Annotated in this window: 23 protein-coding genes; 12 read left to right on the top strand and 11 right to left on the bottom strand. The window is 69.1% G+C overall.

All coding sequences use genetic code 11. The features are described 5' to 3' along the window. Window positions 1-40 precede the first annotated feature (40 nt). Both ACXJJ3_RS32040 and ACXJJ3_RS32035 read right to left on the bottom strand, forming a co-directional pair. The gene (locus ACXJJ3_RS32040) at window positions 41-2,680 is read right to left on the bottom strand and encodes a Calx-beta domain-containing protein (protein ID WP_458165591.1); all 2,640 of its coding nucleotides are present in this window, start codon (window positions 2,678-2,680) and stop codon (window positions 41-43) included. Between the two features lie 177 nt (window positions 2,681-2,857). Then, on the bottom strand, window positions 2,858-3,733 hold the full coding sequence (locus ACXJJ3_RS32035; RefSeq protein ID WP_458165590.1) for an alpha/beta fold hydrolase: 876 nt from the start codon (window positions 3,731-3,733) through the stop codon (window positions 2,858-2,860). An 81-nt stretch (window positions 3,734-3,814) separates the two neighbouring features. On the opposite strand from ACXJJ3_RS32035, the gene ligD reads away from it, so the two are divergent. The 5 genes from ligD to ACXJJ3_RS32010 all read left to right on the top strand — a co-directional run bounded on the left by ligD (window position 3,815) and on the right by ACXJJ3_RS32010 (window position 6,512). Continuing rightward, window positions 3,815-4,741 (top strand): non-homologous end-joining DNA ligase, encoded by a 927-nt coding sequence (ligD, locus tag ACXJJ3_RS32030; RefSeq protein WP_458165589.1) that lies wholly within the window; start codon window positions 3,815-3,817, stop codon window positions 4,739-4,741. A gap of 21 nt (window positions 4,742-4,762) precedes the next feature. Next, on the top strand, window positions 4,763-4,957 hold the full coding sequence (locus ACXJJ3_RS32025; RefSeq protein WP_458165588.1) for a hypothetical protein: 195 nt from the start codon (window positions 4,763-4,765) through the stop codon (window positions 4,955-4,957). Between the two features lie 158 nt (window positions 4,958-5,115). Continuing rightward, a complete protein-coding gene (locus ACXJJ3_RS32020) occupies window positions 5,116-5,745 on the top strand; it encodes a TetR/AcrR family transcriptional regulator (RefSeq protein WP_458165587.1) in 630 nt (209 codons plus the stop codon). Between the two features lie 117 nt (window positions 5,746-5,862). Beyond that, window positions 5,863-6,090, top strand: coding sequence for a DUF3107 domain-containing protein (locus ACXJJ3_RS32015; RefSeq protein ID WP_458165586.1), 228 nt, complete (start codon window positions 5,863-5,865; stop codon window positions 6,088-6,090). Between the two features lie 146 nt (window positions 6,091-6,236). Next, complete coding sequence (locus tag ACXJJ3_RS32010) at window positions 6,237-6,512, top strand: GlsB/YeaQ/YmgE family stress response membrane protein (protein ID WP_458165585.1); 276 nt, start codon at window positions 6,237-6,239, stop codon at window positions 6,510-6,512. Window positions 6,513-6,969: 457 nt separating this feature from the next. Here the strand turns inward: ACXJJ3_RS32010 and ACXJJ3_RS32005 are convergent, their stop codons facing one another. After that, the gene (locus ACXJJ3_RS32005; protein WP_458165584.1) at window positions 6,970-7,650 is read right to left on the bottom strand and encodes a ferritin-like fold-containing protein; all 681 of its coding nucleotides are present in this window, start codon (window positions 7,648-7,650) and stop codon (window positions 6,970-6,972) included. A 357-nt stretch (window positions 7,651-8,007) separates the two neighbouring features. On the opposite strand from ACXJJ3_RS32005, the gene ACXJJ3_RS32000 reads away from it, so the two are divergent. Both ACXJJ3_RS32000 and ACXJJ3_RS31995 read left to right on the top strand, forming a co-directional pair. Next, window positions 8,008-10,524, top strand: coding sequence for a DEAD/DEAH box helicase (locus ACXJJ3_RS32000; RefSeq protein ID WP_458165583.1), 2,517 nt, complete (start codon window positions 8,008-8,010; stop codon window positions 10,522-10,524). A gap of 151 nt (window positions 10,525-10,675) precedes the next feature. Then, a complete protein-coding gene (locus ACXJJ3_RS31995) occupies window positions 10,676-11,569 on the top strand; it encodes a DUF4349 domain-containing protein (protein ID WP_458165582.1) in 894 nt (297 codons plus the stop codon). On the opposite strand, the gene ACXJJ3_RS31990 is transcribed toward ACXJJ3_RS31995, so the two are convergent. After that, window positions 11,563-12,315 carry a ParA family protein gene (locus ACXJJ3_RS31990; RefSeq protein ID WP_458165581.1) on the bottom strand — a complete coding sequence of 251 codons (753 nt, stop codon included), beginning with the start codon at window positions 12,313-12,315 and terminating at the stop codon, window positions 11,563-11,565. The two genes, ACXJJ3_RS31995 and ACXJJ3_RS31990, sit on opposite strands and share 7 nt — an antisense overlap. A gap of 95 nt (window positions 12,316-12,410) precedes the next feature. Here ACXJJ3_RS31990 and ACXJJ3_RS31985 point away from each other — a divergent pair, with 95 nt between their 5' ends. Beyond that, a complete protein-coding gene (locus tag ACXJJ3_RS31985; RefSeq protein ID WP_458165580.1) occupies window positions 12,411-13,286 on the top strand; it encodes an alpha/beta fold hydrolase in 876 nt (291 codons plus the stop codon). On the opposite strand, the gene ACXJJ3_RS31980 is transcribed toward ACXJJ3_RS31985, so the two are convergent. From ACXJJ3_RS31980 to ACXJJ3_RS31965, 4 genes are all read right to left on the bottom strand, one after another. Then, the gene (locus ACXJJ3_RS31980) at window positions 13,273-16,521 is read right to left on the bottom strand and encodes a DUF2961 domain-containing protein (RefSeq protein ID WP_458165579.1); all 3,249 of its coding nucleotides are present in this window, start codon (window positions 16,519-16,521) and stop codon (window positions 13,273-13,275) included. The two genes, ACXJJ3_RS31985 and ACXJJ3_RS31980, sit on opposite strands and share 14 nt — an antisense overlap. Window positions 16,522-16,545: 24 nt before the next feature. Further along, window positions 16,546-18,666: a hypothetical protein gene (locus ACXJJ3_RS31975; protein WP_458165578.1), complete on the bottom strand. Its 2,121-nt coding sequence runs from the start codon at window positions 18,664-18,666 to the stop codon at window positions 16,546-16,548. Next, window positions 18,663-20,189, bottom strand: a complete 1,527-nt coding sequence (locus ACXJJ3_RS31970; protein ID WP_458165577.1) for a family 43 glycosylhydrolase — start codon at window positions 20,187-20,189, stop codon at window positions 18,663-18,665. The genes ACXJJ3_RS31975 and ACXJJ3_RS31970 overlap by 4 nt, the downstream gene beginning before the upstream one ends. Before the next feature lie 92 nt (window positions 20,190-20,281). Then, complete coding sequence (locus ACXJJ3_RS31965; RefSeq protein WP_458165576.1) at window positions 20,282-20,944, bottom strand: hypothetical protein; 663 nt, start codon at window positions 20,942-20,944, stop codon at window positions 20,282-20,284. Between the two features lie 702 nt (window positions 20,945-21,646). Here ACXJJ3_RS31965 and ACXJJ3_RS31960 point away from each other — a divergent pair. From ACXJJ3_RS31960 to ACXJJ3_RS31945, 4 genes are all read left to right on the top strand, one after another. Then, window positions 21,647-22,474: a hypothetical protein gene (locus ACXJJ3_RS31960; RefSeq protein ID WP_458165575.1), complete on the top strand. Its 828-nt coding sequence runs from the start codon at window positions 21,647-21,649 to the stop codon at window positions 22,472-22,474. Continuing rightward, on the top strand, window positions 22,471-22,785 hold the full coding sequence (locus ACXJJ3_RS31955; protein ID WP_458165574.1) for a hypothetical protein: 315 nt from the start codon (window positions 22,471-22,473) through the stop codon (window positions 22,783-22,785). Before ACXJJ3_RS31960 ends, ACXJJ3_RS31955 begins: the two co-directional genes overlap by 4 nt. 265 nt (window positions 22,786-23,050) lie before the next feature. Beyond that, window positions 23,051-23,221, top strand: a complete 171-nt coding sequence (locus ACXJJ3_RS31950; RefSeq protein ID WP_458165573.1) for a hypothetical protein — start codon at window positions 23,051-23,053, stop codon at window positions 23,219-23,221. A 44-nt stretch (window positions 23,222-23,265) separates the two neighbouring features. After that, entirely contained in the window at window positions 23,266-23,415 is a 150-nt protein-coding gene (locus ACXJJ3_RS31945; RefSeq protein ID WP_458165572.1) for a hypothetical protein, read from the top strand. On the opposite strand, the gene ACXJJ3_RS31940 is transcribed toward ACXJJ3_RS31945, so the two are convergent. Genes ACXJJ3_RS31940 through ACXJJ3_RS31930 form a run of 3 tightly spaced genes read right to left on the bottom strand, consistent with a single transcriptional unit; the run spans window position 23,397 to window position 25,956 of the window. Continuing rightward, window positions 23,397-24,347, bottom strand: a complete 951-nt coding sequence (locus tag ACXJJ3_RS31940) for an ABC transporter ATP-binding protein (RefSeq protein ID WP_458165571.1) — start codon at window positions 24,345-24,347, stop codon at window positions 23,397-23,399. The genes ACXJJ3_RS31945 and ACXJJ3_RS31940 overlap by 19 nt on opposite strands. A 3-nt stretch (window positions 24,348-24,350) precedes the next feature. Beyond that, window positions 24,351-25,166, bottom strand: coding sequence for an ABC transporter permease (locus ACXJJ3_RS31935; protein WP_458165570.1), 816 nt, complete (start codon window positions 25,164-25,166; stop codon window positions 24,351-24,353). Beyond that, window positions 25,159-25,956, bottom strand: a complete 798-nt coding sequence (locus ACXJJ3_RS31930; protein ID WP_458165569.1) for an ABC transporter permease — start codon at window positions 25,954-25,956, stop codon at window positions 25,159-25,161. The genes ACXJJ3_RS31935 and ACXJJ3_RS31930 overlap by 8 nt, the downstream gene beginning before the upstream one ends. Window positions 25,957-26,117: the final 161 nt, after the last annotated feature.

Below are 26,117 nucleotides of genomic sequence, written 5' to 3'. Positions count from 1 at the left end.
CAACAGCCCCCGACAGAGTCCACATCCCGGTACCGGTGTCTCAGTCGTTGTCGGTGATCGTGACGGTCGCGGTGGTCGGGACCTTCAGCAGCGCGCCGTCGACGGTGCTGATCACCGCGCTGAACGTCTCGGTCGGCTCCTTGACCTTGTCGTCGACGATCTTGACCTGGAGTTCGCCGGTGGTCTTCCCGGGTTCGACGTACCCGTCGATCGCCCGGACCACGGGACCCTTGCCGTCGTCGTTGACGCTGAGGTAGTCCTTCCGGATCACCGCCGTACCGTCCTTGAGGACGCCGGAGAAGGTGATGTACTTGTCGCTCGGCGCGGACAGCTTCACCGGGAAGGTGACGACGCCCGCCTTCTCCACGGTCTTCAGGTTGCCGATGGTGAGTGTCGGCGTCGGGTCGTCGTCGATGACGAGCCCGTGGCCGAACGACTGGTCCAGCAGCGCGTCATGCGGTGCTGACAGCACCAGGCTGAACGGGAGGTCGTAGCTGTCCCGGGTGTTCGCCGTAATCGGTACTGTCACTTTCTGACGGACCTGTCCCGGTTTGAACACCAGCCGGCGCGCTACCTCGCCTACGGACTGCCCGAGGTCCCCGTTGGTCTCGGCGTACACCGTGACCGGCCGGAGGCTCGGCCGGGACAGGCGGACCCAGAAGTCCACGTTGTGCGTGCCCTTGTCGCCCTCCTTCACGGTGACGTTGGACGCGGAAACCTTCGGCAACAGCACCGCGGGCGCCGACAACCCGAGCCCGGGCGACGAGAAGCTCAGATCACTCACGTACGCCGAGCCCGTGGCGACCCTGTCCGTCCGTAGCTCCACGCTGCGGACGTCGCTCAGGTCCACGCCCTTCAGCGACGTCAACGGGATCCGTACCGTCCGCAGCAGGTTCTTCGGCAGCCCGTTGCCGTTGGCGCCGGGCATCCGGACCAGTGCGTCGCTGACGGTGGACACCGGTACGGCTGCTGCCCTTCCTTGCCCGTCGACCACCCGGACGGTCAGGTCCGTCGTTGGCTTGCCGGCCGGGTCCGGCGCGGCGCGGAACGTGAGCGCGGCAAAACGACGTACGTCACGCTGCCAGGCCGGCACTGCAACGCGCACAACACCGTTGGTACCGCTCCACTTGAGCTTTGTGACCGCCGTGGTCGGTGTCTTCGACGCGAACCAGGCCGTGGTCCAGTGCGGTGCGTTGGCCCAGTCGTCGGTGGTCATGCAGGTCGGTAGCGCAGCCCTCGCGCCAGTAGCGGTCACACCGGCACACACAGTCGCCGTAGCCTTCCCACTGACCGCTCCAGCCGGTAGAGCCGTGTCGAAGTGGTTCAGGTCCTCCCGCGACGCGAACGGCGCCTGAGACACAACTCGTACGACGGCCTTGCCGGCAGACGCGGCCCGCGAGTCCGAGCCGTCGAACTGCGGCAGGAACTGCCTCTCATGCCCCAGCTGCAGCCGGAAGAAGCCCGCGATGTACGCCGTACCGACAGCCTGCTGCTGCTTCGCCGTCAACCGGCCAGGAGTCTTCGCACCGCACGGCGACTCCTTCTCGTCGCCGGCCCAGTCGTCGTTCGACGGAGCCACCGATTGCCCGGGCGTCCATTCGGTGTTGAAGAAGTTGTGGTCGGCGCCCAGCACGGTCACGGTCGACCGCGGCGCGGTGTCACCGCCAACGGAGTACCTGGTGTCGTCGTAGAACTGCTGCCCTTCCAGATCGGACACATCGCCGTCGCAGTACGGCAGGACGACGCTCATGGCGACGCCTGGCACCGTGGCACGCGCGAAGTCCGTGGGAGCGAGCGGCAGCACCGCACGGATGCCGTACTGGCCGCCACGGTCCGCGTTGAGTACGGCGGCCCGGGCAACGCCCTCGCCACCACGTGAGTGGCCCATCAGGCCGACGTTCTGCAGGTCCACCTTGCCGACGAAACGGGTACCGAAGGGCCCGCCGCCGACGGTGGACCACTTCCGCCAGAGCGCGAGGTGGTCCAGGATCAGCTCGGCCCGCGCCTGCGCGCCGGCGTCGTACGCGTCGCCGTCCCCGCCGTTGATGGCGTTGGCACTGATCGACACGACCTGGTAGCCGTTGCTGGCCAGGGCTGTCGCCGGACCGTCGTACCCGCGGTAACTGGGAACGGGCTTCATGCCTTTGGGGCACGGCCACGGCTTGTCGAGGCTGTTGGGGTCTGCGGGATCCCCATAGCAGTTCTGGTGCCGGCCGTGCAGGAACACGACCAGCGGCCGCGGCCCGATCGCACCGCGCGGCGTGTAGACCTTGCCGAGCAACTCCGACCGGTGGCCGAGGCCGGGCAGGTACACGGCCTCGTCACCCAGGTTGTACTCGGCCGTGTCCACCTTGTACTTGCCCGTTGCGCCTGGGTCGTCAGGCAGCAGCGGGCCACGCCGCGCCTTCAGCCAGTAGGCGTCAGTCGGGCCGGTCGCGGCTGCGATGCCACGGCCCTTACTCGCCTCCTTGCCCAGATCACCGGACCAGACGAGGCGTACGTCGTGTGCTGTCAGGACGGCCGGGTCGGAAGTGACCAGGGTCATCGTCCTGCGGTCGGGCGACTGTTTGGCGACGCCCAGCGGCGTACCGTCGACCTCCAACAGCGGCAGGGACGCGCGCAGCGGTGCCGGCGCGTCGAGGTGCAGGGTCAGTTGATAGCCGTCTGCGAGCGGTCGCACGTCCCATTGGTTGCTTTGAGCAACGACAGGGGGCGCGGCGGTCGCCGGAAGCGACCCGACCCCCACAAGTACGGCGATCCCCAACGACAGATTACGGGCGGTTCTGCCAATCACGCGCCCAAGTTGACCTGACGAGACCTTCGGTCATGTCTCAGTGGCGCGTCGGAATCGACTCGATCAGGCGATCAGGTGCCGGAACGCGCGAGCCACTTCGTCCGGGTGTTCCATCTGCGCCACATGTCCCGACTGCGGCAGGTAGAGCAGGTGTGCATTGGGGAACGTGCGGTGGGCCTTGGTACGGATCCGTGCGTCGACCAGACGGTCTTTGCCGCCGTAGATCAACAAGACCGGGCACTGCACCGTGGCTGCGTCCGCCCACAACGACCTGCGCGGTCTGGCGAGTGACGAGCGCAGGATGCTCCGGGCACCCTCAACGGTCGCCTGCCGGCCCCATGGGTCGGTGTCCCGACGATGCAGCTCCGCCTCGTACGCCGCACGCACCTCCGGCGGCAGCGCCCGCGGGTCTCCGAACACCATGGCGAGCGATGCCTCGAAACGCTGGTCGAACGGCAACCGTTGGGTGCGTTCCAGGACGGCAGGACCGAGCCGTGGCGTGGCCAGCGCCGTGAACCACAGGGCACTCGCGGAAACGCGCGGATGCGGCAGGGCGGGTGAGATGAGGGTCAACGACGCCACCAGGTCCGGACGCTGTGCGGCGAGCGCCACGGACGCGGCCCCGCCCATCGAGTTCCCGAACACGTGCACAGGCCGGTCGTACTCCCGTTCCAGCAACTGCACGAGTACGTCGGCCTGCTCGGTGATCCCGGTCACGCCCGTCAACGGCGTACGGCCGAAACCGGGCAGGTCGGGAGCAATCCCGCTGATGGTGTCGGAAAGCAGCAGCCCGAGCGCCGTCCAGTTCAGCGACGACCCACCGAGGCCGTGCACGAACAGCGCGGGCGGCAGGTCCGGCGCGGTCGTGGGCAGGTCCCTGACCAGCAGTTCCACCCCTGCGACCGGCACACGCCGCTCCGGCCACTCCTGCAGTTCCACGGGTGCGGCGTCCCCGGTTACTGACCCGTAACTATCCACAGGACCAATGGTAGGCCGGTTTGCTGATGGAGACTGGGACTTATGGCGGGTGCGCAGCAGCTGACGACAGAGGTCGATGGGCAGACCATGAAGCTCACCAACCTCGGCAAGGTGCTGTATCCACAGTCCGGGTTCACCAAGGCCGAGGTGATCGACTATTACCACCAGGTGGCGGCATTGCTGTTGCCTCACCTGGCCGACCGGCCGTTGACACGCAAACGGTGGCCGGACGGTACGGATGCGCCGTTCTTCTTCGAGAAGAACGCTCCCCGCGGTACGCCGGCCTGGGTACGGACGGAGACGCTGCCGACGCCCGGGAGCTCGACCGGACGCGACGAGATGAGCTTTGTCGTGTGCGACGACGTACAGACCGTGGTGTGGCTGGCGAACCTGGCCGCGCTCGAGCTGCACGTCCCGCAGTGGCGGATCGGGCTGTCCGACGAAGGCAAGGACCCGCAGGCCGACCTGATCGTGTTCGACCTCGACCCGGGGCCAGGCGCTTCGATTGTCGAGTGTTGCGACGTGGCGCTCGCCCTGCGGCAGTTGCTGCACCACTACGACCTGGAGGGCTGGCCGAAGACCTCTGGCAACAAGGGCATGCACCTTTACGTGCCGATCGAGCCCGCGTCGTCAAGGGACACCAGTGCGTTCGCGAAGCAGCTGGCCGAGCAGTTGGCCGAAGCCCTGCCGGAGAACGTCACCGCGAACATGACCAAGGCGCTCCGGCCTGGCAAGGTCTTCATCGACTGGAGCCAGAACGCCAGCGCGAAGACCACGCTCGCGCCGTACTCGCTGCGCGGCGCCGACGAGCCCCGCGTCTCGACGCCGATCGACTGGGACGAGGTCGCCGGCGCGACGGCACCGCAGGACCTGAAGTTCCTGCCGCACGACGTCCTGGCCAGGATCGAGGAGTACGGCGACGTGCTCGACGGGCTGTACGACGACCCGCAACCACTACCGCGGAGCTGACCGGAAGGAGACGATCCGGAGATGACCAGCGACTACGAGGGTCCGGGCAGCGACGACCTGCCCGACGACGCGGCCGAGGCGGACGTGCTCGAGCAGCGCCGGGCCACGGACGACGGGGCCGAGCAGGGCGACCTGCCGACCGAGGCGGACCCGGCCGACGTCGAGGCGCAGCGGCACCCGGTGAGCGACACCGGCGACGAGGACGACTACCGCTGAGAGACGTGATCGTTACCACGTTGGAACGTCTCCGCTCTACCACGATGGAACACCGGACGGCGGGGAAGCTACTGGCCGGGAGGACTGCTGGGTAGGATTCGTGGAACGACCTGGTGACGGACCCACGCCACCGGAGAGCACCATCGAAGGAGCCCGCCGTGTCGACGACACCGGAGACCGCACCCAAGCGCGGCAGCCGCCTGCCCCGGCTGGCGCGCCGCGCGCAACTGCTCGAGGCGGCCCAGGAGGTCTTCGTCGCGAACGGGTACCACGCCGCCGCGATGGACGACATCGCCGACCGCGCCGGAGTGTCCAAGCCCGTCCTGTACCAGCACTTCCCCGGCAAGCTCGAGCTGTACCTGGCGCTGCTGGACACGTCCTGCGAGGCGATCGTCGCCTCCGTCCAGGACGCGCTGAAGTCGACCGAGGACAACAAGCTCCGGGTCGCCGCGACCATGCACGCGTTCTACGACTACGTGGCGAACGCGCAGGGCGCCTTCCGGCTCGTCTTCGAGTCCGACCTGACCAACGAGCCGGCCGTCCGGGAGCGCGTCGACCGCGTCACGCACGCCTGCGCCGAGGCCGTCTCCGAGGTGATCAGCGCCGACGCCGGCCTGAACCGGGAGCAGTCGATGGTGCTGGCCGTCAGCCTGGTCGGCATGGCCCAGGTCAGCGCCCGGTACTGGCTCGGCTCCGGCAACCCGACCCTGCCCCAGGAGCACGCGGCCGATCTGGTCGCCTCCCTCGCCTGGCGGGGCATCGGCGGCTTCCCTCGCACCGACGGCTGAGGATCTGCTCCGAGGTTCTGCTCTGGGCGGACGGGTGAGAGTCCGCCGACCGGAGCCGATAGGCTCGAAGCGTCACCGGCGAGAGCCGTCGGTCGGAGCGTGTGCCCGGAGGGTTTCGTGGAGGTCAAGATCGGCGTACAGCACGCCAATCGTGAGTTGGTTCTGGAGAGCGAGCAGAGCCCCGAAGAGGTCCAGCAGCTGGTCGCGGACGCGCTCAGCGGGAAGTCCGGTCTGCTCGAGCTGACCGACGACAAGGGCCGCAAGGTGCTCGTCCCGGCGGACCGGCTCGCGTACGTCGAGATCGGCGAGGTCTCGGCCCGCAAGGTGGGCTTCGGCGCGATCTGATCGCGTTCCGGACACAGTCTCGCGTGTCCGGGTTGCACGGGAGCATTCAGCGGGCACGATTGCGGTAGACCTGCGTCCGCACTGGTCTGGTTGTCACGGGGCACCGGACGAGGCCGCAGGTCAGCCAACCCTCACAAGGAGGAACCGTGTACTGGGTCTGGATGCTCATCGTCAGCCTCATCGCGGGCATCATCTTCGGGCCGCTGGCCCGGCTGGTGCTCCCCGGCAAGCAGAACATCAGCCTCGGCTGGACCATCCTCGGAGGCGGCATCGGAGCCTTCATCGGCGGCCTGATCGCCTACTTCCTCGGCGTCAAGGACACCCCCGGACCGGACTGGATCCAGTACCTGATCCAGATCGTCTGTGCCGCAATCGTCATCGCGATCATTTCCTCGCGGAACAACAAAGCCAAGACCGCCTGATCCAGGCAGCACCGCCAAACGGCCGCCACCCCACCGGGGCAGGCGGCCGTTGCCCTACCCCCACCCGAGCCCCGCTCCCCGGCCCCACCCGCGCCCGCTCCCAGGCCTACACCCGGAGCCCACACCTGGCGCCCGCGCCCGAAGCACGCACCCGAGCCCCCGCGCCCGGCGCCCGGCCCCGGGGCCTGCCCCAGGCCCACACCCGGAGCCCACACCTGGCGCCCGCGCCGGGGCACCCGCCCGGGGCACCCGCCCGGCATCCGCCCGGCATCCGCCCGGCATCCGCGTCCGGGGCACCCGCCCGGCGTCCGCGCCCGGGGCACGCGAGCGGATAACCCCTCGCCGTGCCCTTCTCCCCTCTTCACAGCAGGGGTGAAGGGGCAACACGAAGGGACAACCCCTCGACCACACCGCCCGGCGCCGGACCGCTCAGCCCGGCTGCCCGGCAGGCGGGTGGTCAGGCCTGGAGGCCGAGGGCGGTCATGCGGGCGGTGTGCGCCTCGGTCAGGCGAGTGAACATCCGGCCGATCGCGGCCAAGTCCAGCCCGGGGCGGTCGACGCTGCCGGCCAGCAGCGCGGCCAGCGAGTCGCGGTCGGCGGCGATCCGTTGCGCCTGGCTGAGCGCCTCCCCGACCAGCCGGCGGCCCCAGAGCGCGAGCCGGCCGCCGAGCTTCGGGTCCTCGTCGATCGCGGCCCGGACCCGGTCCACCACGAACTCGGCCTGCCCGGAGTCCCCGAACACCTCCAGCACCAGCGCCCGCGTCTCCGCGTCCACGAACGACGCGATCTCCCGGTAGAAGTCGTTCGCCAGCCCGTCCCCGACGTACGCCTTGACCAGGCCCTCGAGCCAGTCCGACGGCGCCGTGTGGTCGTGGAACGCGTCCAGCGGGGTGACGAACGGCCGCATCGCGTCCATCGGGTCCACCCCGAGTTGCACCAGCCGGTCGCGGAGCCGCTGGAAGTGCCCGAACTCCGTGGTCGCGAGCGCCGCCAGCTCCGCCTTGTCGTCCAGCGTCGGCGCCAGCTTCGCGTCCTCCGCCATCCGCTCGAACGCGGTCAGCTCGCCGTACGCCAGCACGCCCAGCAGGTCCACCGCCGCGGCCCGGTAGGCGGGATCGTCAAAGGCCGTCTGCTCCATGCCCGGCACCCTATCGGGCAACCCGCCCGCCGTACGCGAACCCACCACCTCAGCGGTCATCCCCCGACCCGAAGGGTTGCCCCCTCGAAATACGAATGGGCAACCCTCCAGTTGAGCGGGCAGGCACCGGCCAGCGCGTGGCGCATGCCACACGAGGCGGCGTTGACAGCTGCTGTGGTTACACTGGTGGGCGATTCGCCGGTGACGCGCCCACATGGGCAAGCTGGTGCGAGGCTCTTGCACAGTGTCCCCGCGCCTCACGATCGGGGCTGTCGGCCCCAGGCGCCCGGCCACAGAGCATCTGTCCGCACAAGCATGTGAGAGGCGATCAGCCTGACCACCTTCCGAGAGCTCGGGGTGCTCCCCGAGATCTGTGACGCGCTCGACCGCGTCAACATCGTCGAACCCTTCCCGATCCAGGAGATGACTCTCCCGGTGGCCCTGATGGGCACCGACCTGATCGGTCAGGCCCGTACCGGTACCGGCAAGACGCTCGGCTTCGGCATCCCGCTGCTGCAGCGCACGATCGCGCCGCACGAGGCCGACTACGCCGAACTGGTCGCCCCCGGCAAGCCGCAGGCGCTGGTCGTCACCCCGACCCGGGAGCTGACCATCCAGGTCGCGAAGGACCTGGAAACCGCGTCCACCGTCCGCAAGGTGCGGATCCTGACCATCTACGGCGGGGTCGCGTACGAGCCGCAGCTGGACGCCCTGAAGAAGGGCGTCGACGTCGTCGTCGGTACGCCGGGACGCCTGCTGGACCTGGCGAACCGCGGCGTCCTCGACCTCGGCCACATCAAGGTCCTGGTCCTCGACGAGGCCGACGAGATGCTCGACCTGGGCTTCCTGCCCGACGTCGAGCGGATCCTGCGCAAGACCCCCGAACTGCGGCAGACGATGTTGTTCTCGGCAACGATGCCGTCGGCCGTGATCGGCCTGGCGCGCACCCACATGCGGCACCCGCTGAACATCCGCGCGGAGTCGCACGAGGACACCGAGATGGTGCCGACCACGGCCCAGTTCGTCTACCGCGCGCACGACCTGGACAAGCCCGAGGTGGTGGCCCGGATCCTGCAGGCCGAGGACCGCGGCCGGGTGATGATCTTCTGCCGGACCAAGCGCGAGGCGTCCCGGCTCACCGACGACCTCCAGGACCGCGGCTTCAAGGCGGCCGCGATCCACGGCGACCTGAACCAGCAGGCGCGCGAGCGGGCGCTGACCCGGTTCCGCGGCGACAAGATCGACGTACTGGTCTGTACCGATGTCGCGGCCCGGGGCATCGACGTCGAGGGCGTCACGCACGTCATCAACAACACCTGCCCCGAGGACGAGAAGACCTACATCCACCGGATCGGCCGCACCGGCCGCGCCGGGGCGAGCGGCATCGCCGTCACGTTCGTCGACTGGCCGGACGTCACCCGGTGGAAGGTGATCAACAAGGCGCTCGACCTGCCGTACGACGAGCCGCAGGAGATCTACTCGACCTCGCCGGAGCTGTACCACGACCTCGGCATCCCGTCCGAGGCCAAGGGCCGGATCCGTACCGCCCGCGAGTCCCACGACACCCGCGAACCGCGTGAGCCCCGTGAGTCGCGGGAGTCGCGCGGCCGCCGCGAGCACGCCGAGTCCGACGGCGAACGCTCCGGCCGCAGCCGGAACCGCAAGCGCAACCGGACCCGCAAACGCACCCGCGCCGGCCAGCCCGTCGAGGAACTCGCCGACGTCACGACGAAGACCGAAGTACCCCAGGTCGTCTCCGACGAGGCCCCCGCGCGCAAGCCCCGCAAACGCAACCGCAACCGCCGCTCCGGCGACTCCTCTCAGTCGAGGACCACACCGGAGACGCCGACCACGGAGCCCACCGGGCAGTCGGCACCGGAGCCCACCGCGCAACGGGGCTCGAAGGCCACGGCGCAGTCGGGACCGGCGGTCGCCGCCGGGCGGACCGCCGAGGTCGCACCCCCGACCGCAGAGGGCACCGCCCCGCGGACCACGGACGTCGCCGCACCGTCGGCACCGGTCGAGTCGGCGGCCGCGGCACGTGCGGAGCAGCCGGCCAAGCGCACCCGCACCCGGAAGGCAGCTGCCACGCAGGCCGAGCCGGCTGCGGTAACCCCCGCCGACGAAGCCCCCGCCAAGCGGACCCGCAAGACCGCCGCCAAGAAGACGGTCGAAGCGACTCCCGAGGTAGCTGCCGTCGAGGCAGCTGCTGAGGCGCCGGTCAAGCGGGCACGTACGCGGAAGGCCGCTGAGCCAGAGGCAACCGTAGAAGCGCCGGCGGCGCGGACGCGGAAGACCGCTGCGAAGAAGACGACCCAGTCCGCGCCCGAGGCACCTGCTGCCGAGGCACCGGTCAAGCGAGCGCGCAAGGCTACGGCCAAGACGACCGAGGCCGCCGCCGGGTCGGAGACGGCCGCAGAAGCACCCGCGACGCGGACGCGGAAGACCGCTGCGAAGAAGACGGCTCAGTCCGCGCCCGAGGCACCTGCTGCCGAGGCACCGGTCAAGCGAGCGCGCAAGGCTACGGCCAAGGCCACCGAGGCCGCTGCCGGGGCGGAAGCGCCCGTGAAGCGGGCTCGCAAGGTGGCCACGGTGAGCGAGGCTGCTGAGGCGCCGGTCAAGCAGGCGCGGAAGACGGCCAAGAAGGCTGACACGGCCGCGGCGGCGCCGGTCAAGAAGGCGCCGAAGACGGCTAAGGCGGCCGACACGGCTGCGGCGGCGCCGGTCAAGAAGGCGGCTGCGAAGACGGCTAAGAAGGCTGCTGCCAAGCCGGCGAAGAAGGCCGCCGTGAAGGCGACCAAGGCGCCGGCCAAAGCCCCTGCCAAGGGGTCCAAGAAGACGGCCTCTGCGCCGATCTTCAAAGCGCCGGAGTGAGCTGACGCCGGCCGGGCCCCGCCCGGCCGGCACCTCCGAACCGCTTCCCGTCGGCACCTCCGAACCGTTTCCTAACGGTGATCTGGAGGTGCAACACCCAGCCGTGTGATTGCCGTCCTAGGGCGGTAGTCATGACGAGAGGGGCTGGGTGATGGGGCGTATCAGGGTTGTTGCCGTGGTGGTGGGCGTACTGCTGCTGGCAGGCTGTGGCGGGGCCTCGAACGACGAGCGGGCGAGTAGTGGCGCGGCGGCTCCGGGCAAGCAGGACGCGGGGGCGGTGGCCAAGCCGCAGGTGGCCGGGCCGCAGGTGGCCGGGCAGGGGAAGAACCAAGGGACCTCCGGCAGTCAGGGCGATCCGACGGGCACCAGAGCGATCGTCAAGACCGGTTCGCTGACCGTCGAAGGGGACGACGTGTCGGCGATGCGACAGAAAGCCGTCGCCGCGGTCGCCGGCCTCGACGGTCAGGTGGCCTCCGAGGACACCGGTAGCGACCAGGACGGCAACATCACCCGGTCGAACCTGGTCCTGAAGGTCCCGACCAAGTCGTTCGAGGACGCGATCCAGCAGCTCTCGCAGCTCGGGAAGCGGCTGCAGGTGCATCAGGAGTCGGAGGATGTCACCGAGCAGGTGGTGGATGTGGCCAGCCGCGTCGAGTCCCAGCGCGCGAGTCTCGACCGGATGCGGGCGCTCATGACGAAGGCGAACACGATCGGCGACATCGTCTCGGTCGAGAGCGAGCTCACCCGCCGGGAGTCCGACCTGGAGGCCTTGCTGGCCAAGCAGAAGAACCTGTCGCAGCAGACCGACCTGGCGACCCTCACCCTGACTCTCACGGAAAAGGGCAAGCCGGCCCCGGCCGAGCCGAAGAAGGACACCGGTTTCGTCGCCGGTCTGAAGGGCGGTTGGCACGCCTTCACCGCGGTGTTCTCGGCCCTCGCGACAGCGGCCGGCGCGCTGCTTCCGTTCCTGATTCTGCTCGCGATCATCGCCGTACCGCTCTGGCGTTTCCGGCACAAGCTGCGCAGGCAGCCGGCCGGTCAGTGAGCGAGTGCCCCGGCCAGCGCCCGGTACGCCTTCGCGCCGGGCGAGGCCGGTGCCGTGCTGAGCACGGTCTCGCCGATCGCCGGTGCTTCCGCGAAGCGGATCGACTTCGGGATCGCCGGCTGCAGCACGTCCAGCGAGTACGTGTCCGCGATCGTCTCCAGCACCGCCCGCGCATGCGTCGTCCGGCCGTCGTACAGCGTCGGCAGCACGCCGAGCACCTGCAGCCCGGGGTTCGTCAGCCGCTGTACGTCGTGCACGGTGTCGAGTAGTTGCCCTACACCACGATGTGCCAATGTCTCGCACTGCAAGGGAATCAGTACGTCGGACGCCGCGGACAGACCGTTCACCGTGAGCAGCCCGAGCGTCGGCGGGCAGTCGACGATGATCCAGTCGTACGCCGACCGCAGCGGCCGGAGCGCGGTCCGCAGTACCTGTTCCGGGCCGGTCTCCCGGGCCAGCTGGACCTCGGCGGCCGCGAGCGTGATGGTCGCGGGCAGCAGGTCCGGGCCGTCGTCGAACTCGATCAGTACGTCGCGGGCGCGGACGTCGCCGAGCAGAACGTGGTGGACCGACTTGTCCAGGTCCTCCGGGTCGATGCCGACCGAGAACGTCAGACAGGCCTGCGGGTCCAGGTCGACGAGCAGCACGCGGTGGCCGAGCTCGACCAGGGCGGCGCCGAGGGTGGCGACGGTGGTCGTCTTGGCCACGCCGCCTTTCTGATTCGCGACCGCGAGAGTGCGAGGCACGCGGCCATTGTGCCGCACTGCGAAGCCTGAAGAACCCCGCCCCCTCGCTCCGCTCGGGGGGCGGGTTGTGCGGTGACCGGTTAGTCTTTCTACCTGTGAGTACGCCGCGTACGTTGACGCTGCCCGACGGGGTGCGCCCCGTGACACTCGAGACCGAGCGGGGCTCGTTCGCCACGCTGACCGCCGTGCCGTCGATCGGTACGCCGCTGGGCACGGTGCTGCTCGTGCCGGGCTGGACGGGCAGCAAAGAGGACTTCACGCCGCTCGTCGACCACCTGTGCCGGTACGGCTGGCGTACGGTCGCGGTCGACCAGCGCGGGCAGTACGAGACCCCGGGCCCGGCCGACAAGTCGGCGTACTCGCTGGCCGAGCTCGGCGCGGACGTGGTCGCGATGAGCAAGGCGCTCGGCGGGTTCAGCCAGCTGGTCGGGCACTCGTTCGGCGGACTGGTCGCGCGCGAGGCGGTGCTGACCGACGCGTCGGTGTTCTCCACGATCAGCCTGCTCTGCTCCGGCCCGGCCGCGTTCACCGACGAGCCGACACTGCAGAGCCTGCAGATGCTCGCGTACGGCCTGGAGAACCTCCCGATCGAGCAGGTCTACGACATGAAGCTCGACCACGACAGCAAGGCCCCCGGGTACGTCGCACCGCCCGCGGACGTTGCCGCGTTCCTCCGCAAGCGATTCACCGGCAACGTCCCGACCAGCCTGGCCGAGATCACCCGTCGGCTGACGGACGCGGAGGACAAGACCGAGCAGCTGGCGAAGACGTCCGTCCGCAAGCAGGTCCTGCACGGCGCGACCGACGACGGCTGGCCGATCCCAGCGCAGCAGGCGATGGCTGCCGCGCTGGGTGTCGAGGCCGAGGTGATCCCGAACGCCGGTCACTCACCGGCGATCGATCAGCCCGCGAAGACCGCCCGGATGCTCGTCGACTTCTTCCACGACTACCCGAGCCTCAGGACGGTCTGAGCGCCGACGGCACCGGCCACTCGGTGCCTTCGGCGAAGTGGTCGTGCCAGAGCGGCGCCTGCGGATCCGGTACGAAGTCGTGGCCGTTGGACGTCGCGACGTACACGTCGGCGGCCGTACCGCGGGTGAAGGTGACGATGTCCGACAACCCGTCCCCGTTGAAGTCGCCGGACCCGGGTACTTCGGCGTTGTACGCGAACGAGCTGTGCCAGAGGTCCCCGTCGCCGGTGAACGACCCACCGGTCGAGGTGGCGACGTACACATCTCCCGCCGTACCGCCGGTGAAGGTGGCGATGTCGTCGCGGCCGTCGCCGTTATAGTCGCCGACGTCCGGTGTCTCGGAGCCGACCGCGAAGTGCCCGTGCCACTTCCACCCGGTGCCTAGGAACGACTTCCCGTCGGACAGCGCGACGTACACGCTGGCCGCGCTTCCCCGGGTGAACGTCGCGATGTCGTCGCGCCCGTCGCCGTCGAAGTCGCCGACGTCCTGGACCTCGCCGGGCAGCCCGAAGTCGCCGTGCCACAGCCAGCTCGTCTGGACGAACTTCGTCCCGTCGGACAGCGACACGTACACGTCGTGCGTGGTCCCGAGCGTGAATGTGACGATGTCGTCCTTGCCGTCGCCGTTGAAGTCGCCGACCATCGGGACCTCGCCGTCGAGCGCGAAGAACGCGTGCCAGCGCTGCGCGGGCAGGAACCCGTTGACGCCGTTCGACAGCGCCACCCACACCTCGTGCTTGGCGCCGCGGGTGAACGTGACGATGTCGTCGCGCCCGTCCCCGTTGAAGTCCCCGGTCTGCGGGATCTCGTTGCCCGGGGCAAACGACGGGTGCCAGAGCTGCCCATCGCCGTCGAACCGTGATCCGGTCGAGGTGGATACGTATACATCCGCGGTGTCGCCGCGGGTGAACGTGACCACGTCGTCCTTGCCGTCCCCGTTGACGTCCGACACGGTCGCCGGTCGCGGAGCGGTCCCGAGCGCGGCCGACGGCGTACTGGCGTTCCCGGCCGCGTCCACCGCGATCACCTTGTAGTACCGGCTACCGCGGACGGCCTTGTGCAGGTACGCCGGCACCGGCGAGGTCCCGACCAGGTTCGCCGCCGTGATCGGCACGTCCGCGCTGGTCGAGGAGTAGATCCGGTACGCCGTGGCGCCGAGCGCGGCATTCCAGTTCAGCAGCACCGAATGCACCCGCGGGGTCGCAGTAACACCCGTCGGCGCCTCGGCACCGCTCGGCGCGTACGGCGCGACGATGTTGGCAGCGACGTACCGCGCGGCAGTCCACGCAGGGCCGGTCGGCGTGAGCGTCACCTGCACGCTGCTCTTCCCCGCGGTCGCGGACGCCGGCAGCGGGAATTCGTCCGACAACCACCGCATCGTCCCGTTCCCGAGCGGCTCCCGCCAGGTCCCCACCGGTACGCCGTCCACGCTGACGGCAGCCTCCTGGTACGCCGCTGCCTGATCCGCGATCCGCCGCAGCAGCACGCCTTGATTCCCCGCATCCACGGCCAGCCGGAAACTGATCGGGCTCGACCCCGACCGCACCCGGTCCGTCATCGGCAGGTAGTCCAGGTCGCCCTCGGCCGTACTCGTCAGCGGCGCCTCGGTCCCGCCGTCGGTGTAGCCGTGCGCCGTCCGAGACTCGGCATCCCCGACCTCGACCGCATCGGTCTCCCGGCTGCTGACGGTCGGCTGGGTGTAGAGGAAGCCCGTCGAGCCGTAGTCTGCGATCCAGTCGTTCTGCTGCCCGTGCTCGATCCCGAAGCGGAACGACGAGTCGTACGACATCGACTCGTTCAGCAGCAGCCGGTAGACCGCGTCGCACTCCCGCGCGCACCCCGCCGCCTGGACTTCGTGCGCCGTGTTGCCGGTGAACGCCCGGCTGAACGGTCCGCCGGCGAAGTACCAGCCGCCCTCGTAAAAGTCCTCGGTGCCGGTACCGTGCTGCTGCGGGGACAGCGAGCCGTCGATGTACACGCGCTCGTCGCCCTCGAGGTACCCGCGGTTCGTGCCCATCTCGGCGCCGATCGACATCGTCTGCGCCACGCCGACGAGCTTGCCGCGCCCGGTCAGGTTCGCGACCTGCCAGTCGTCGCCCCAGGACGTCCGGCCGCTGTGCGACACGGCCGTGAAGTACGCCGCCGGACCGCCCGGCAGCAGGTCGTTCGTCCACTTCGCGTCGGGCGCGCTGCTCAACTGGACCTCGACGTCACCGATCGCGGCGCCGCTCTGGTTGACGAGCGAGACGGTCGCCGACGAGCGGTACGGCATCGGCCACCAGGTCGTGAACCACCCGCCCGGCGCCGGATCCGCGGCGAACATCAGCGACTTCACCGCGTACGCGCCGAGGCCGGTACCGAAGAACTCCCCCACCGGCGAGTCGACCGTGGTGCGCCCGTCGAACGTGATCTTCAGCCGGAGCCCGGCCAGCTGCGCGTCCGACGGCTTCACGCCGACGAAGCGGAGCTTCAGCGCACTGATCGCGCCCGGTCCCTGCAGAGTGCCGAACGCCACCTCCTGACCGTTGCCCAGGGCATGCGTCTGCCCGGTGGTCGTGGTACCGGCCGCGGCCGGCTTCGGGTCCGTCGTACCGGCGGCGCGGAGCTTGTCGAGGACGTCGTTCGCGGGGTCGGCCGGTGAGAACGTGGTGATCCCGTCGGCGTCCGGGAAGTGCCGGTAGTTCACGTGGTAGTAGTTCGGGTTGTGCTGGACGACGATCTGCATGGACTGGCGGTACGGCATCGGGACCTTGATCTGGAAGCCGCCGCCGGCCTGGCTCGCGTTCGCCACCAGCGGGTACACGAACGGCGCACCGACCGCGCCGTCGGTGACGTCCTTGAGCGAGCGGTTGAGGATCGTCGTACCGTCCAGCGTGATCGTGATGGTGCCGGTGTCGGTCACGTCCGGTACGCCGTTCCGCAGCCGGGTGAACCAGATCGAGTCGATCTCACCGGGGCCGGAGTCCTCGGCGATCACGCAGCCGGCCGAGGACTCGTGCAGGCAGGCGGACGGGCCGCCGTCGGCGTTGCTGCCGTCGCGGGCGAAGCTGGAGAACTGCCGGGTGCTGGTGCCGGGTGAGAGGTACGGCAGGCGGTCGAGTTGGCGCAGCGTGTCCCAGCCGACCGTCCCCTTACTGACCGCCGCTGTCGCGGCGGTCGCCTGTGTTGCGGGAATGAAAAGCGTTGGTAATGCCAACGTTGCGGCAGCGAGGAGGAGTAAAGGGCGGGGCGGCATGGCGGTGCCTCCTGGTGTGGTGGGTCAGGGTGCGGTGATGACCTTGGCCTGCATGCCCGGGTGCGGGCTGACGATCGTCCAGCCGGTGGTGCCCTGCTCGAAGTCGCCGTTCGTCACGGTCAGTCCGACGGCCGTGATGTCGTCGTACCCGACGTCGATCATGTAGTCGCCGACGCCCTGCTGCTCACACAGCGCGAACTGCATCACGACGGAGCTCTCACCCCGGGCGAACTCGGTGACGTCGATCGGGCCCCAACCGCCCTGGCCGTTCATCCAGAGCTTCGGAGCGCTGGCCGCGTCGACGTTGCTGAGCAGCTTCTTGCCCTTCGACGTCACGATCAGAACCTGCTTCAGGTGGTACCCGAACAGGTCGGCGGCGTACTCGTCGTAGTCCCACCAGGAGATCTCGTACCGCGGCGCCTTCGGGTCGACCGCCATCCGCTGCTCGGCCCAGATGCAGGTACTCGTCCCGGTCGCGGTCCGCTCCGGCACGAACAGGCTCAGCCGGCCCTTGCCGTACATCGCGCTGTTGTGGATCGTGTTCGCGGCCCCGGGCTGGTACGCCGACCCCGTCCGCGGCAGGTTGCTCGGGATCGGATCCGACGGCGTCGTCGGTACGGCGGGCGCGGGCAGGCCGGCGTACGCCGCCGCGATCACGTCGTACACGTCCTTGGCCTGGTGCGGCGTGACCTTCTCGAACGAACCGACGATGCTCGCGCTCTGCTGGTTGAGCTGCCAGGCGCGGGTCGCCGGGTTGACGTCCTCGAAGCCGAAGTTCTGGACGGTGAACCCGGTCGGCACCAGGCTGTCGAACCCGACGTCGATCGGGAAGTTCGCCGCGGCCTGGGTGTAGAGACGGAGGCTGAGCTTGGCCGTGGTCTTGCCCTTCAGCGCCGCGGTCAGGTCCACCGACGCCGGCGCCCAGGTGAAGCCGAACTCGTCGGCGATGTCGGACTGCCAGACCACCTTGTCGTCGACCAGCACCTGTTTGAGGAGCTTCCCGGACTTCGACGGGGTCCGGCTGACCTGGTCGTAGGTGGCGAAGTCGAGTTTCCAGCTGCCCGCGTTCGGGTCGACCGTGACCTGCTGGTACGCCTCGGCGTACCCGCCGGCCGCCGCGGTCGTGTAGTTGCCCTGGGCAAAGCTCAGCCGGCCGTCGCCGGTCTGCGCCAGGTTGTTCGAGGCAATCGTCGGACGGCGGTCGTAGTTCACCGGCGCGCCGTACGCGACGATCCCGCCGATCCGGCCGTCGGCGGCGTACGGCATCGCCGCCTTCAGCTCCTGGTCGACCGCCTCCGGTGTCGGCGGCAGCGCGCCGTCGAGGAAACGGTCGGTGTACAGCAGCAGGATCAGGTCGAGGTGCCGCGGGTTCAGCTTGGCCCGGAGCTCGTCGAGCTGGGTGGCGACGTACCGCGGGTCGCTGGCACTCAGCGCGCCGCCGAGGTACGGGAAGATCGCGCCGTCGACGTACGGCGCGATCCGGTCGAGATTCGCGTCGCTGTAGTCCCAGTGGTACATCGTGGTGAGCAGGCCGAGGTTCGGGTTGATCGCGTCCTGGGTCGCCTTGACCTTGCTGAGGTAGTCGGGCGTGAACAGCTTCGCGTTGTCGCCGGCCAGGAAGTCGTCGACCTGCCAGGCCTTGATGTTCGGGTACTGAAGGGACAGCGTGGCGATGTTCCGCGCCCAGGCGATGAAGTCGAGCTTGAACGGGCGCGAGCAGTAGCCCTCGAGGTACGCGCCCTCCGGGCGGTCGGTCTGGCACTCGGTCGGCGGGACGAGATCCACCCAGATGTCGATCCCGGCCGCGCGGGCGAGCGGCGCGAACTCGCTGCGCAGGTCGTCCCAGTCGGTCGGCGACTCCCAGATGCCGAACAAGTACGTGTTCGCGTGCATCGCCTGCAGGCGCTCGATCAGCTTGCGGGAGTCGTAGTGGTGCCGGCCGTCCGCGCGCGGCGTCTCCTCGCGGAGCTCGGCGTCGATCGTGTTCCCACCGGTCTTCGAGCTGAGCACACCGCCCGGCGGGATGATGCCCTTGGTCCGGGTCTTCACGTCCGGGAAGGACTGCTGTTGGTGTACCTGGGCGGTCGCGTGCTGTCCGACGGCGACCAGGGCAACGGCGGCGAGGGCCGCGATCCAGCGCTTCATCCGACCTTCTCCAGCTTCCATTGCTGGCAGTCGCCCTGCCAGTACGGCCAGACGTCGACGTCTGCTCCAGGGGCGGTGGAGCAGCCGCCGACGTCCAGGGTGCGGCCGCCGACCTTCGACGTCACCTTGTAGTAACCGTTGCCGACGGCATCCAGGTAGTACTCCTGGCAGTCACCGCCCCAGTACGGCCACTGGATCACCTTGACGCCGTTCGCGCCGGAACAGCCGGCGACGTCGAGCGCCTTGCCACTGTCGTTGTTGAGGAACTTGTACGAGCCGTCGCCGAGGTAGCTGAGTCGCCATTTCTGGCACCTGCTGTCCGCGATCCGGGTGTAGACCTGGACGGTCGCGGCGTCGGCGGCCGAGCACGCGTCCACCTCCAGCCGGTTCGTGGGTGCGTTCTTCGGGGAGATCTCGTAGAGGCCGTCGGCAACGATGTCGGCGCCCGGGTCGCCGGACGGGAGGGTGAACGTCTGCCAGGCGGCGCTCGGCGTACCGAGTTGGGGTTTGCCGGCGGCGTCGAACGTGACCTTGCCGATCCGTACGGCGCGGCCCGCGCTGCAGCTGCCGGTCGGCGTACCGCTGGAGCTGGTGACGGCGTGGTACACCAGCCAGGTCTCCTTGCCGTCCGGGGAGGTGAAGAAGCCGTTGTGGCCGGTGCCGAAGACCCAGTTGGCGTCGTTGCGTTTGAAGACCGGGCCGGACTTGGTCCAGGAGCTCTGGACGAGCGGGTCGGAGCCGGTGAGTTCCAGTACGCCGAGGGCGTAGTCAGGGGACTCGCACGCGCTGCCGGAGTAGTAGACGTACACCTTTCCGTTGTGGATCAGGGCATTCGGGGCCTCGGTCACCTTGCGGCCGTTCTGCTCCCACGGCTGGTCGGGACGGGCGAGGAGCGCGGGCGGGCCGCTGATCGTCCACGGGTTGCTCATCGGGGCGATGTACAGGTCCTGGCCGTCGGGGCGGCCGCTCGACCACAGGTGGTACAGGCGGCCGTCGGGAAGTTGCAGGACGCTGCCGTCGATCGAGTGCTCGTTGCCGGTATCGAGCTTGGCCTTGAACGCGTACGGGCCCATCGGGTGGTCTGCCTCGAGGACGAACATCCGGTGCTGGGAGTCGGTGCCGTTGTCGGCGGTGTAGTAGAGGTACCACTTGCCGTCCAGCTGGTGGATCTCCGGGGCCCAGAGGTTGCAGCACGCCTCACCCGGCGGCGGTTGCCAGAGAGTCTGCTCGGGGGCGGCGGCCAGCCCGTCGACCGACGGGGCCGCTACCCCGACGAGTTTGTCGCCGTGGGTGTACAGGAGGTTGTAGTTGCCTTCGGCAAAGACCATCCAGGGGTCGGCGGCGTTCTCCCGGACCGGGTTCCGCGCGGTGTTCGGGGGCGCCGGCAGCTGGACGGTCGCTGGGTTTGCGGTGGTTTGCGCGGTAATCGTCGTACGGTCGGCGCTGTGGTCCCCGGTGATCGGCAGGAAGGCCGACACCACCAGCGTGACCACTCCGACGGCCGCGGTCCCAAACTTGGCCATAAGTCCCCTACCTCACCGTGGGCGAACGGATGCTCACACGATGACACGGGACGGCGACGACGTCCGCCGTTTCGACCGTGGTCGAAAGATTCTTACCGACGGGCGGCGTCGGGCGCCGGCTTGACCACCGGCAACACGTTGAGGTCGTCGAGTCCGATCGGGGCCAGTGCGGTCCGCACCTGGTCCGTGTAGGCGATCACCGAGACGCCCGCGCGGCCGCCGTCGGGCTCCGAGCCGCTGACGCCCAGGATGCCGAGCGACGTGTCCGGCGCCAGCGCGCCGACGGCGTCGACGATCCGGTCGTTGTCCGTACGGCTCAGCAGGACCGGCGCGACACAGAGGTTCCCGCGGTACACCTTCTCGAACGCCAGCCGGAACGCCTCCACATCACCGTGCGCGACGCCCACCATGACCACGACCGGAGCGTTCCGCGAGTGGCCGTTCGGGTAGTGGATCACCGGCCCGAACACCTGATCCGCATGCGTCGCCAGGAACGCGGTCACCGCCGGCGAGGACACGTTGCTCGCCTTCGACGCCCACCCACCCTCCGGCGCCGCACACGGCAACTTCGGAAACACCCAGGGCGTACGGCGCTCAGGCGCGGACTGCTCCTGTACGTCGATCGCCCGATCACCCCAGACCCCGACCAACGTCGCCCGCCCGCTCCGCACCCCCTCCGTCGTCTTCAGCCCGCTGAGCCGATCCACCCGCACTCCGGTCAACGCGATCGCGAACTCCGGAGGACAACTCGGCACAGACTCCTCGTCCGACTCGTACCCAATCTCCGCCCCACCCTCAACCGCACAGAACACCGGCGCCGTACGCGGCGCCGCAATCACCAACCCACTCACCCGCACCCGATCCCCCGGCCGCACCAACAACCCTTCATTCCCACCCTGCACTTGCCGACCAACCGCAGCACCCCCACCCATCGCATGCTCCGGCAACACCGCAAGACCCCCCGCAACCACCAAAGCCACCCCCACAGCCCCCACCGCCGCAACCCACCCCTTCCGCCGCCCACCACGACCACACCCCACCCCCGCCTCGGCCTTGGCCTCGAGCGCAGCCTCAGACCCCAGCCCAGCCCCGACTCCAGCCTCTACCCCGGACTCCGACCCACCCCGCCCCGCGCGCTCAGCCCGCCCGTCCACCTCATCACCCGGCTTCATCCCACACCCTCCACAAGCACCATCCCCGCATCCACGCGGCTCCCTACCGCCCCCAACGACCCCCACCACCCCCACGTCACCACCCCCACCCATTCCGTAACGCACCTGAAGCACCCAACGCCAAGCAGCACTCCCCCACCCGGCCTGCCGCCTTCTCCAACAGCCCCAACACACAACCCACCCGCAGGTACACCCCGGAGTTATCCACAGATCCCAAAACCCACCCCACAGCCCCTCCCGAACTCCCTACCGTCGAAGGACACGACAACCGACGCAGGGGGCCAGATGGACGCGGGACTGAACAAGGTGCCGGAGCCGGCGGATCTGCACGCCTGGCTCGCCGGGCGGCGACCGCTCGACTGGGGAGACCCGATCCCGAGCAAAGCGGAGATCGCCGAGAAGTACGGCGCCGGCACGACGACCCGGAGCCTGGAGATGCTGACGAAGGCTGCTGCGGTCGAGCCCGGCGTCACGGATGCCGTGGTATCGGCGATCGGCGACGAGGCAGCGCCGTACCATCTCGAGAACAGGTTGAAGTCGCCTCAGTCTCTCGCTCGGAAGCTCGTCAAGTTCGAGGACTTCTACCGGCGTACCAACCAGATTCCCGAGGACGTCCTCCGCTACACCGCTGCCGTCCGGCACCCGGACGAACTGACCAAAGCCGCGGTGCGGACGATCGATCGCCTCAACGACCGCGACTGGCAGATCGAATCCGCGCATCACTCGTACGTCGACGGCAGCCGGTACAAGGGACTCCACACCTTCCTGCGCACTCAAGGAGAGAAGATCGAGCTGCAGGTCCACTCCGCCGAGTCGATCGACGTCAAGGAACGCACGACACCGCTGTACGAGATCGAGCGCGACCGCGATCAGCCGACGGCGGCCCGCGACGCGGCACGCCGGGAGTGCATCGAGCTGTCCGATCAGCTCACGCAACCCGCGGGCATCGACGACCTCAAAGAACTCGGCGGCGTGCCGGTCGACGCGATTAGCTACGGTAAGAAGCGTCCGCAGCGCCGCGCCGACCCCGCTGAAACTCGCGGGGAACAGCCGGGCGTACAGACGCAGACCCATCAGCGAACGCAGGATCGACAGGACGGGATGTCACGATGACTCGATTGTTCTTGGTGAAGGACGGGGAGACGGAGTTGTGGGTTGCTGCGTTGTTGGAGGAGGACGTCTGGACGTATGTCGGGAACACCGGGAAGTTCCACTACAACGAAGGTGCTCGGCATGACTACTACTTCCTCAATGGGATGCAGTACGTCGATATCGGGATTGCGGAGGCGAAGCGGCTGATCGCGGCGGGGGTTGGGACCGTGGACGAGGGGGAGCTCGGAGACTCGGTGCGGCGGTGGCGGGAGGATCCTGAGGGGATGGATCCTGAGGTCGTCTTTGCGTCGTTGGCGGCGGATCTGCGGTGAGGGTGGGCTGGCTGGTTTGTAGGTTGTGGGACTGGAGCGGATTACGGGGCTGAGTTTCCTACGCCGGCGGTGGTGATGACTTCGGTTGATCCGGCGGTGGGCGGCGGGAGCCTGGGGCGCCGGCGTTCACGTTGCTGACGGAGTTCGAGAAGGTCGCGCTCGGGCGGTTCGGCGGGCAGCACGAACTGCAGAACGTCGTCCGGCTGCGGGACTGGCGGACGGGAACATCCTGCACTTCGTCCCGGCGCCGACGGACGAGGGCACGTTGCGGTTCTTCCCGGACGGGCTTCCGGACGAGGTGACGACGCAGACGGCGGGGCCGGAGGATCGTGAGGTACTGCGGCAGGCGTCGTTCGAGGCGCTGACCGAGCTGGAGGAGGCGGGCGCGGACCCGAAGAATCCGGAGCACCGGCAGGCGTTCGTGGATGCGGCGTAGTTCCTGGTGCAGGACCGGAGTTCCAGCGTGGGAGTGACGCGATCATGCGACCCTTCCTGGTCGCGGCGCACACCCGGTTGTTCGACGCGGCGCCGGTGTTGCCGCAGGCAGTCGATCTGGACGGGTTGGTGCGCGGGCAGGACGGGTTCACGCAGGGGAAACGCGACCCGCGGGTTCAGCCGGTGACGGTGTAGAGCTGGGTGATGACGGACTCGATGGTGGGTTCGGAGACCGAGAGGTCGACGAGGGGGTAGTTGGCGGCGATCTCGGCCAGCAAAGGTGCGGCGCTGGTGGTGGGTGGGAAGGTCAGGTACTGGCGGGGGCCGTCGACCTTGGTGACGGTGGCGCCGTCGACCTCGATCGCGGGGAGCGAGGTGGCGAGGTCTACGACGAGGGTGCGTGGGGCGGACTGGGTGGACCTGAGGACGTCGAGGGTGCCGTCGAAGATCTGGTGGCCGTGGTCGATCACCATCACCCGGGTGCAGAGGGCCTCGATGTCGTCGAGGTCGTGGGTGGTGAGGATGATCGTCGTACGCCGGTGCGCGTTCACCTCGGCGAGGAACTCGCGGAGCCGGGCCTTGCTGATCACGTCCAGGCCGATCGTCGGCTCGTCCAGGTAGACGATCTCCGGGTCGTGCAGCAGCGCGGCCGCGATGTCGCCGCGCATCCGCTGCCCGAGGGACAGCTGCCGGACGGGTACGTCGAGCAGGTCGCCCAGGTCGAGCAGTTCGACGAACGTCGCCAGGTTCTCCCGGTGCCGTTCGAGCGGTACGTCGTACATCTTCTGCAGGACCGCGAACGAGTCCTTCAGCGGCAGGTCCCACCACAGCGTCGTCCGCTGCCCGAACACCACGCCGATCCGTTTCGCCAGCTTCAGCCGGTGCCGCGACGGGTCGACGCCGGCGACCCGGATCGTGCCGCCGGACGGCACCAGGATGCCGGTCAGCATCTTGATCGTGGTGGACTTCCCGGCGCCGTTCGGGCCGATGTACCCGACCACCTCCCCCGGCTCGACGGTGAACGACAGCCCGTCGACGGCCCGCACCTCGCGCCGGCTCCGGCGGAGCCCGGTCCGCGACGAGACCGTGAACGTCCGCGACACATCCTGCAACTCGATGACTGACACAGCTCAGCTCCCTGTACTGCGATAGCGGCGAAGGCCGGCGCGCCACCCGAGCGACGCCAGCGCGACCATCGCTGCCGCCACCAGCGGCGACAGCAGACCGATCCAGGACGGCAACCCCAACGGCGCCGGCTTGCCCAGCACGAACAGCACCGGGTAATAGTTGACGAAGGCAAGCGGTACGACGAACGTGACGGCCCGGACGATCTCCTTGCCGAAGATCGTCAACGGGAACTGGGTCAGCGCCTGCCCGCCGTACGTCGCCGAGTTCGCCAGCTCGGCGGAGTCGATCGACACGAACTGGAACGCGGCGCCGAGCACGAACAGCGACCCGAAGATGATCGCGCCGGTGATCACCGAGACCACGAACACGATGCCGCGGGCAACCGTCCAGTCGATCTCGACCTTGCTCAGGGCAATGACCAGGACGGTCCCGGCCTGCAGCGGGCGGCCCAGCCGGCGGAGCGCGAACCCGTCCGCCGCGGTCTGCACCAGTGCGGGCACCGGCCGGATCAGGTAGGCGTCGAAGGCCCCGGTCCGGATCCGTTCGCCGACCCGCTCGACCGAACCGGTGATCAGGTCCGCGAACCCGAGCGCCATCGAGGACGTTGCGTACAGCAACGCCATCTCGCCGAAGGTGAACCCGCCGAAGGCAGTGATGTGGCTGAACATCATCAGCACCGCGACGAAGTCGGTGAGGTTGACCAGCGTCGACCCGACCAGCATCAGCACGAACGACGCCGGGTACGCCAGCACCGACCGGACCCACATCACGATCAGCAGCCAGTACTGCGCCGGCGCCCGGAGGACACGCTCAACCACCTTGGATCACCACCTTCCGGGTTGCGAGCGTGGTGACGAGTTGCGCGGTCAGCAGCAGCACCAGGAGCCAGCCCAGCTGGAACAGCAGCGCCGCGCCGGTCCCGCCCGGGTTCCGGCCGAGCCAGATGTCGATCGGCACCTGCATGGTCGCGGCCCACGGTGTCGCCCGCGCGACCACGCCGATCCAGCCCGGGAACGCGACCAGCGGCAGGATCGTGCCGGCGAAGAACAGCGACAGCACCAGCGCCAGCTGCTCCATCCCGCGCGAGTCGGTGATCCAGAAACCGGACAGCGCGACCAGGTACCGGATCGTGAAGCTGATGACGATGCCGAGCACCAGCCCGAGCACCACCAGCGGCCACAACGCCACGCTGGAAGGGAACTTGAGGTCGAAGACCAGCGCGCCGACCACCATCGGCAGCCCGCCGCGGGCGAGCAGCTGGAACACCGCGCGCCCGAGGTCGACCGACAGCCACCAGAGCAGCAGCTGCGTCGGCCGGTACAGATCGACCGCGATCTCGCCGCTGCGGACCCGCTCCCCGAGTTCGTTCGTCGTGGTCGCGCCGAAGATCCCGACCGGCGCGAGCATCCCCTGCTGCAACCACACGAACGTCAACGCGTCCGGTACGTCGTACCCGCCGAGTCCGGGGCGCACGCCCCACAGCGTCAGGTACACGCCGCAGAGGATGAAACCGAAGACCGAGTTGGTGAAAACGCCCGACACGGTGGCGATCCGGTACGTCGAGAACCGCCGGAAGGACCGGACGGCGATCGCCCAATAGACACCCACCACTACCTCCTCTCGCACACGCAACGTGGTGTCCGAGAGCACAGCGGCACGCAGAACCGCCCCGGTTCCAGAAGGACCCGGGGGTTCGGACACCACTGTGACGGCATGGTTGATCCACGCCGATTGTCAAGGGCAGAGGAGGGACGGTACGCCGTACCGCG

Source organism: Kribbella sp. WER1, assembly GCF_054189145.1.
This window is presented reverse-complemented; position numbering and strand designations above follow the sequence as displayed.

Excerpts from the sequence above, each read along its gene's own strand:
- ligD (WP_458165589.1), top strand. The coding sequence starts at position 3,815 with ATGGCGGGTGCGCAGCAGCTGACGACAGAGGTCGATGGGCAGACCATG.
- ACXJJ3_RS32025 (WP_458165588.1), top strand. The coding sequence starts at position 4,763 with ATGACCAGCGACTACGAGGGTCCGGGCAGCGACGACCTGCCCGACGAC.
- ACXJJ3_RS32005 (WP_458165584.1), bottom strand. The coding sequence starts at position 7,650 with ATGGAGCAGACGGCCTTTGACGATCCCGCCTACCGGGCCGCGGCGGTG.
- ACXJJ3_RS31995 (WP_458165582.1), top strand. The coding sequence starts at position 10,676 with ATGGGGCGTATCAGGGTTGTTGCCGTGGTGGTGGGCGTACTGCTGCTG.
- ACXJJ3_RS31980 (WP_458165579.1), bottom strand. The coding sequence starts at position 16,521 with ATGCCGCCCCGCCCTTTACTCCTCCTCGCTGCCGCAACGTTGGCATTA.
- ACXJJ3_RS31975 (WP_458165578.1), bottom strand. The coding sequence starts at position 18,666 with ATGAAGCGCTGGATCGCGGCCCTCGCCGCCGTTGCCCTGGTCGCCGTC.
- ACXJJ3_RS31970 (WP_458165577.1), bottom strand. The coding sequence starts at position 20,189 with ATGGCCAAGTTTGGGACCGCGGCCGTCGGAGTGGTCACGCTGGTGGTG.
- ACXJJ3_RS31960 (WP_458165575.1), top strand. The coding sequence starts at position 21,647 with ATGGACGCGGGACTGAACAAGGTGCCGGAGCCGGCGGATCTGCACGCC.
- ACXJJ3_RS31955 (WP_458165574.1), top strand. The coding sequence starts at position 22,471 with ATGACTCGATTGTTCTTGGTGAAGGACGGGGAGACGGAGTTGTGGGTT.
- ACXJJ3_RS31945 (WP_458165572.1), top strand. The coding sequence starts at position 23,266 with ATGCGACCCTTCCTGGTCGCGGCGCACACCCGGTTGTTCGACGCGGCG.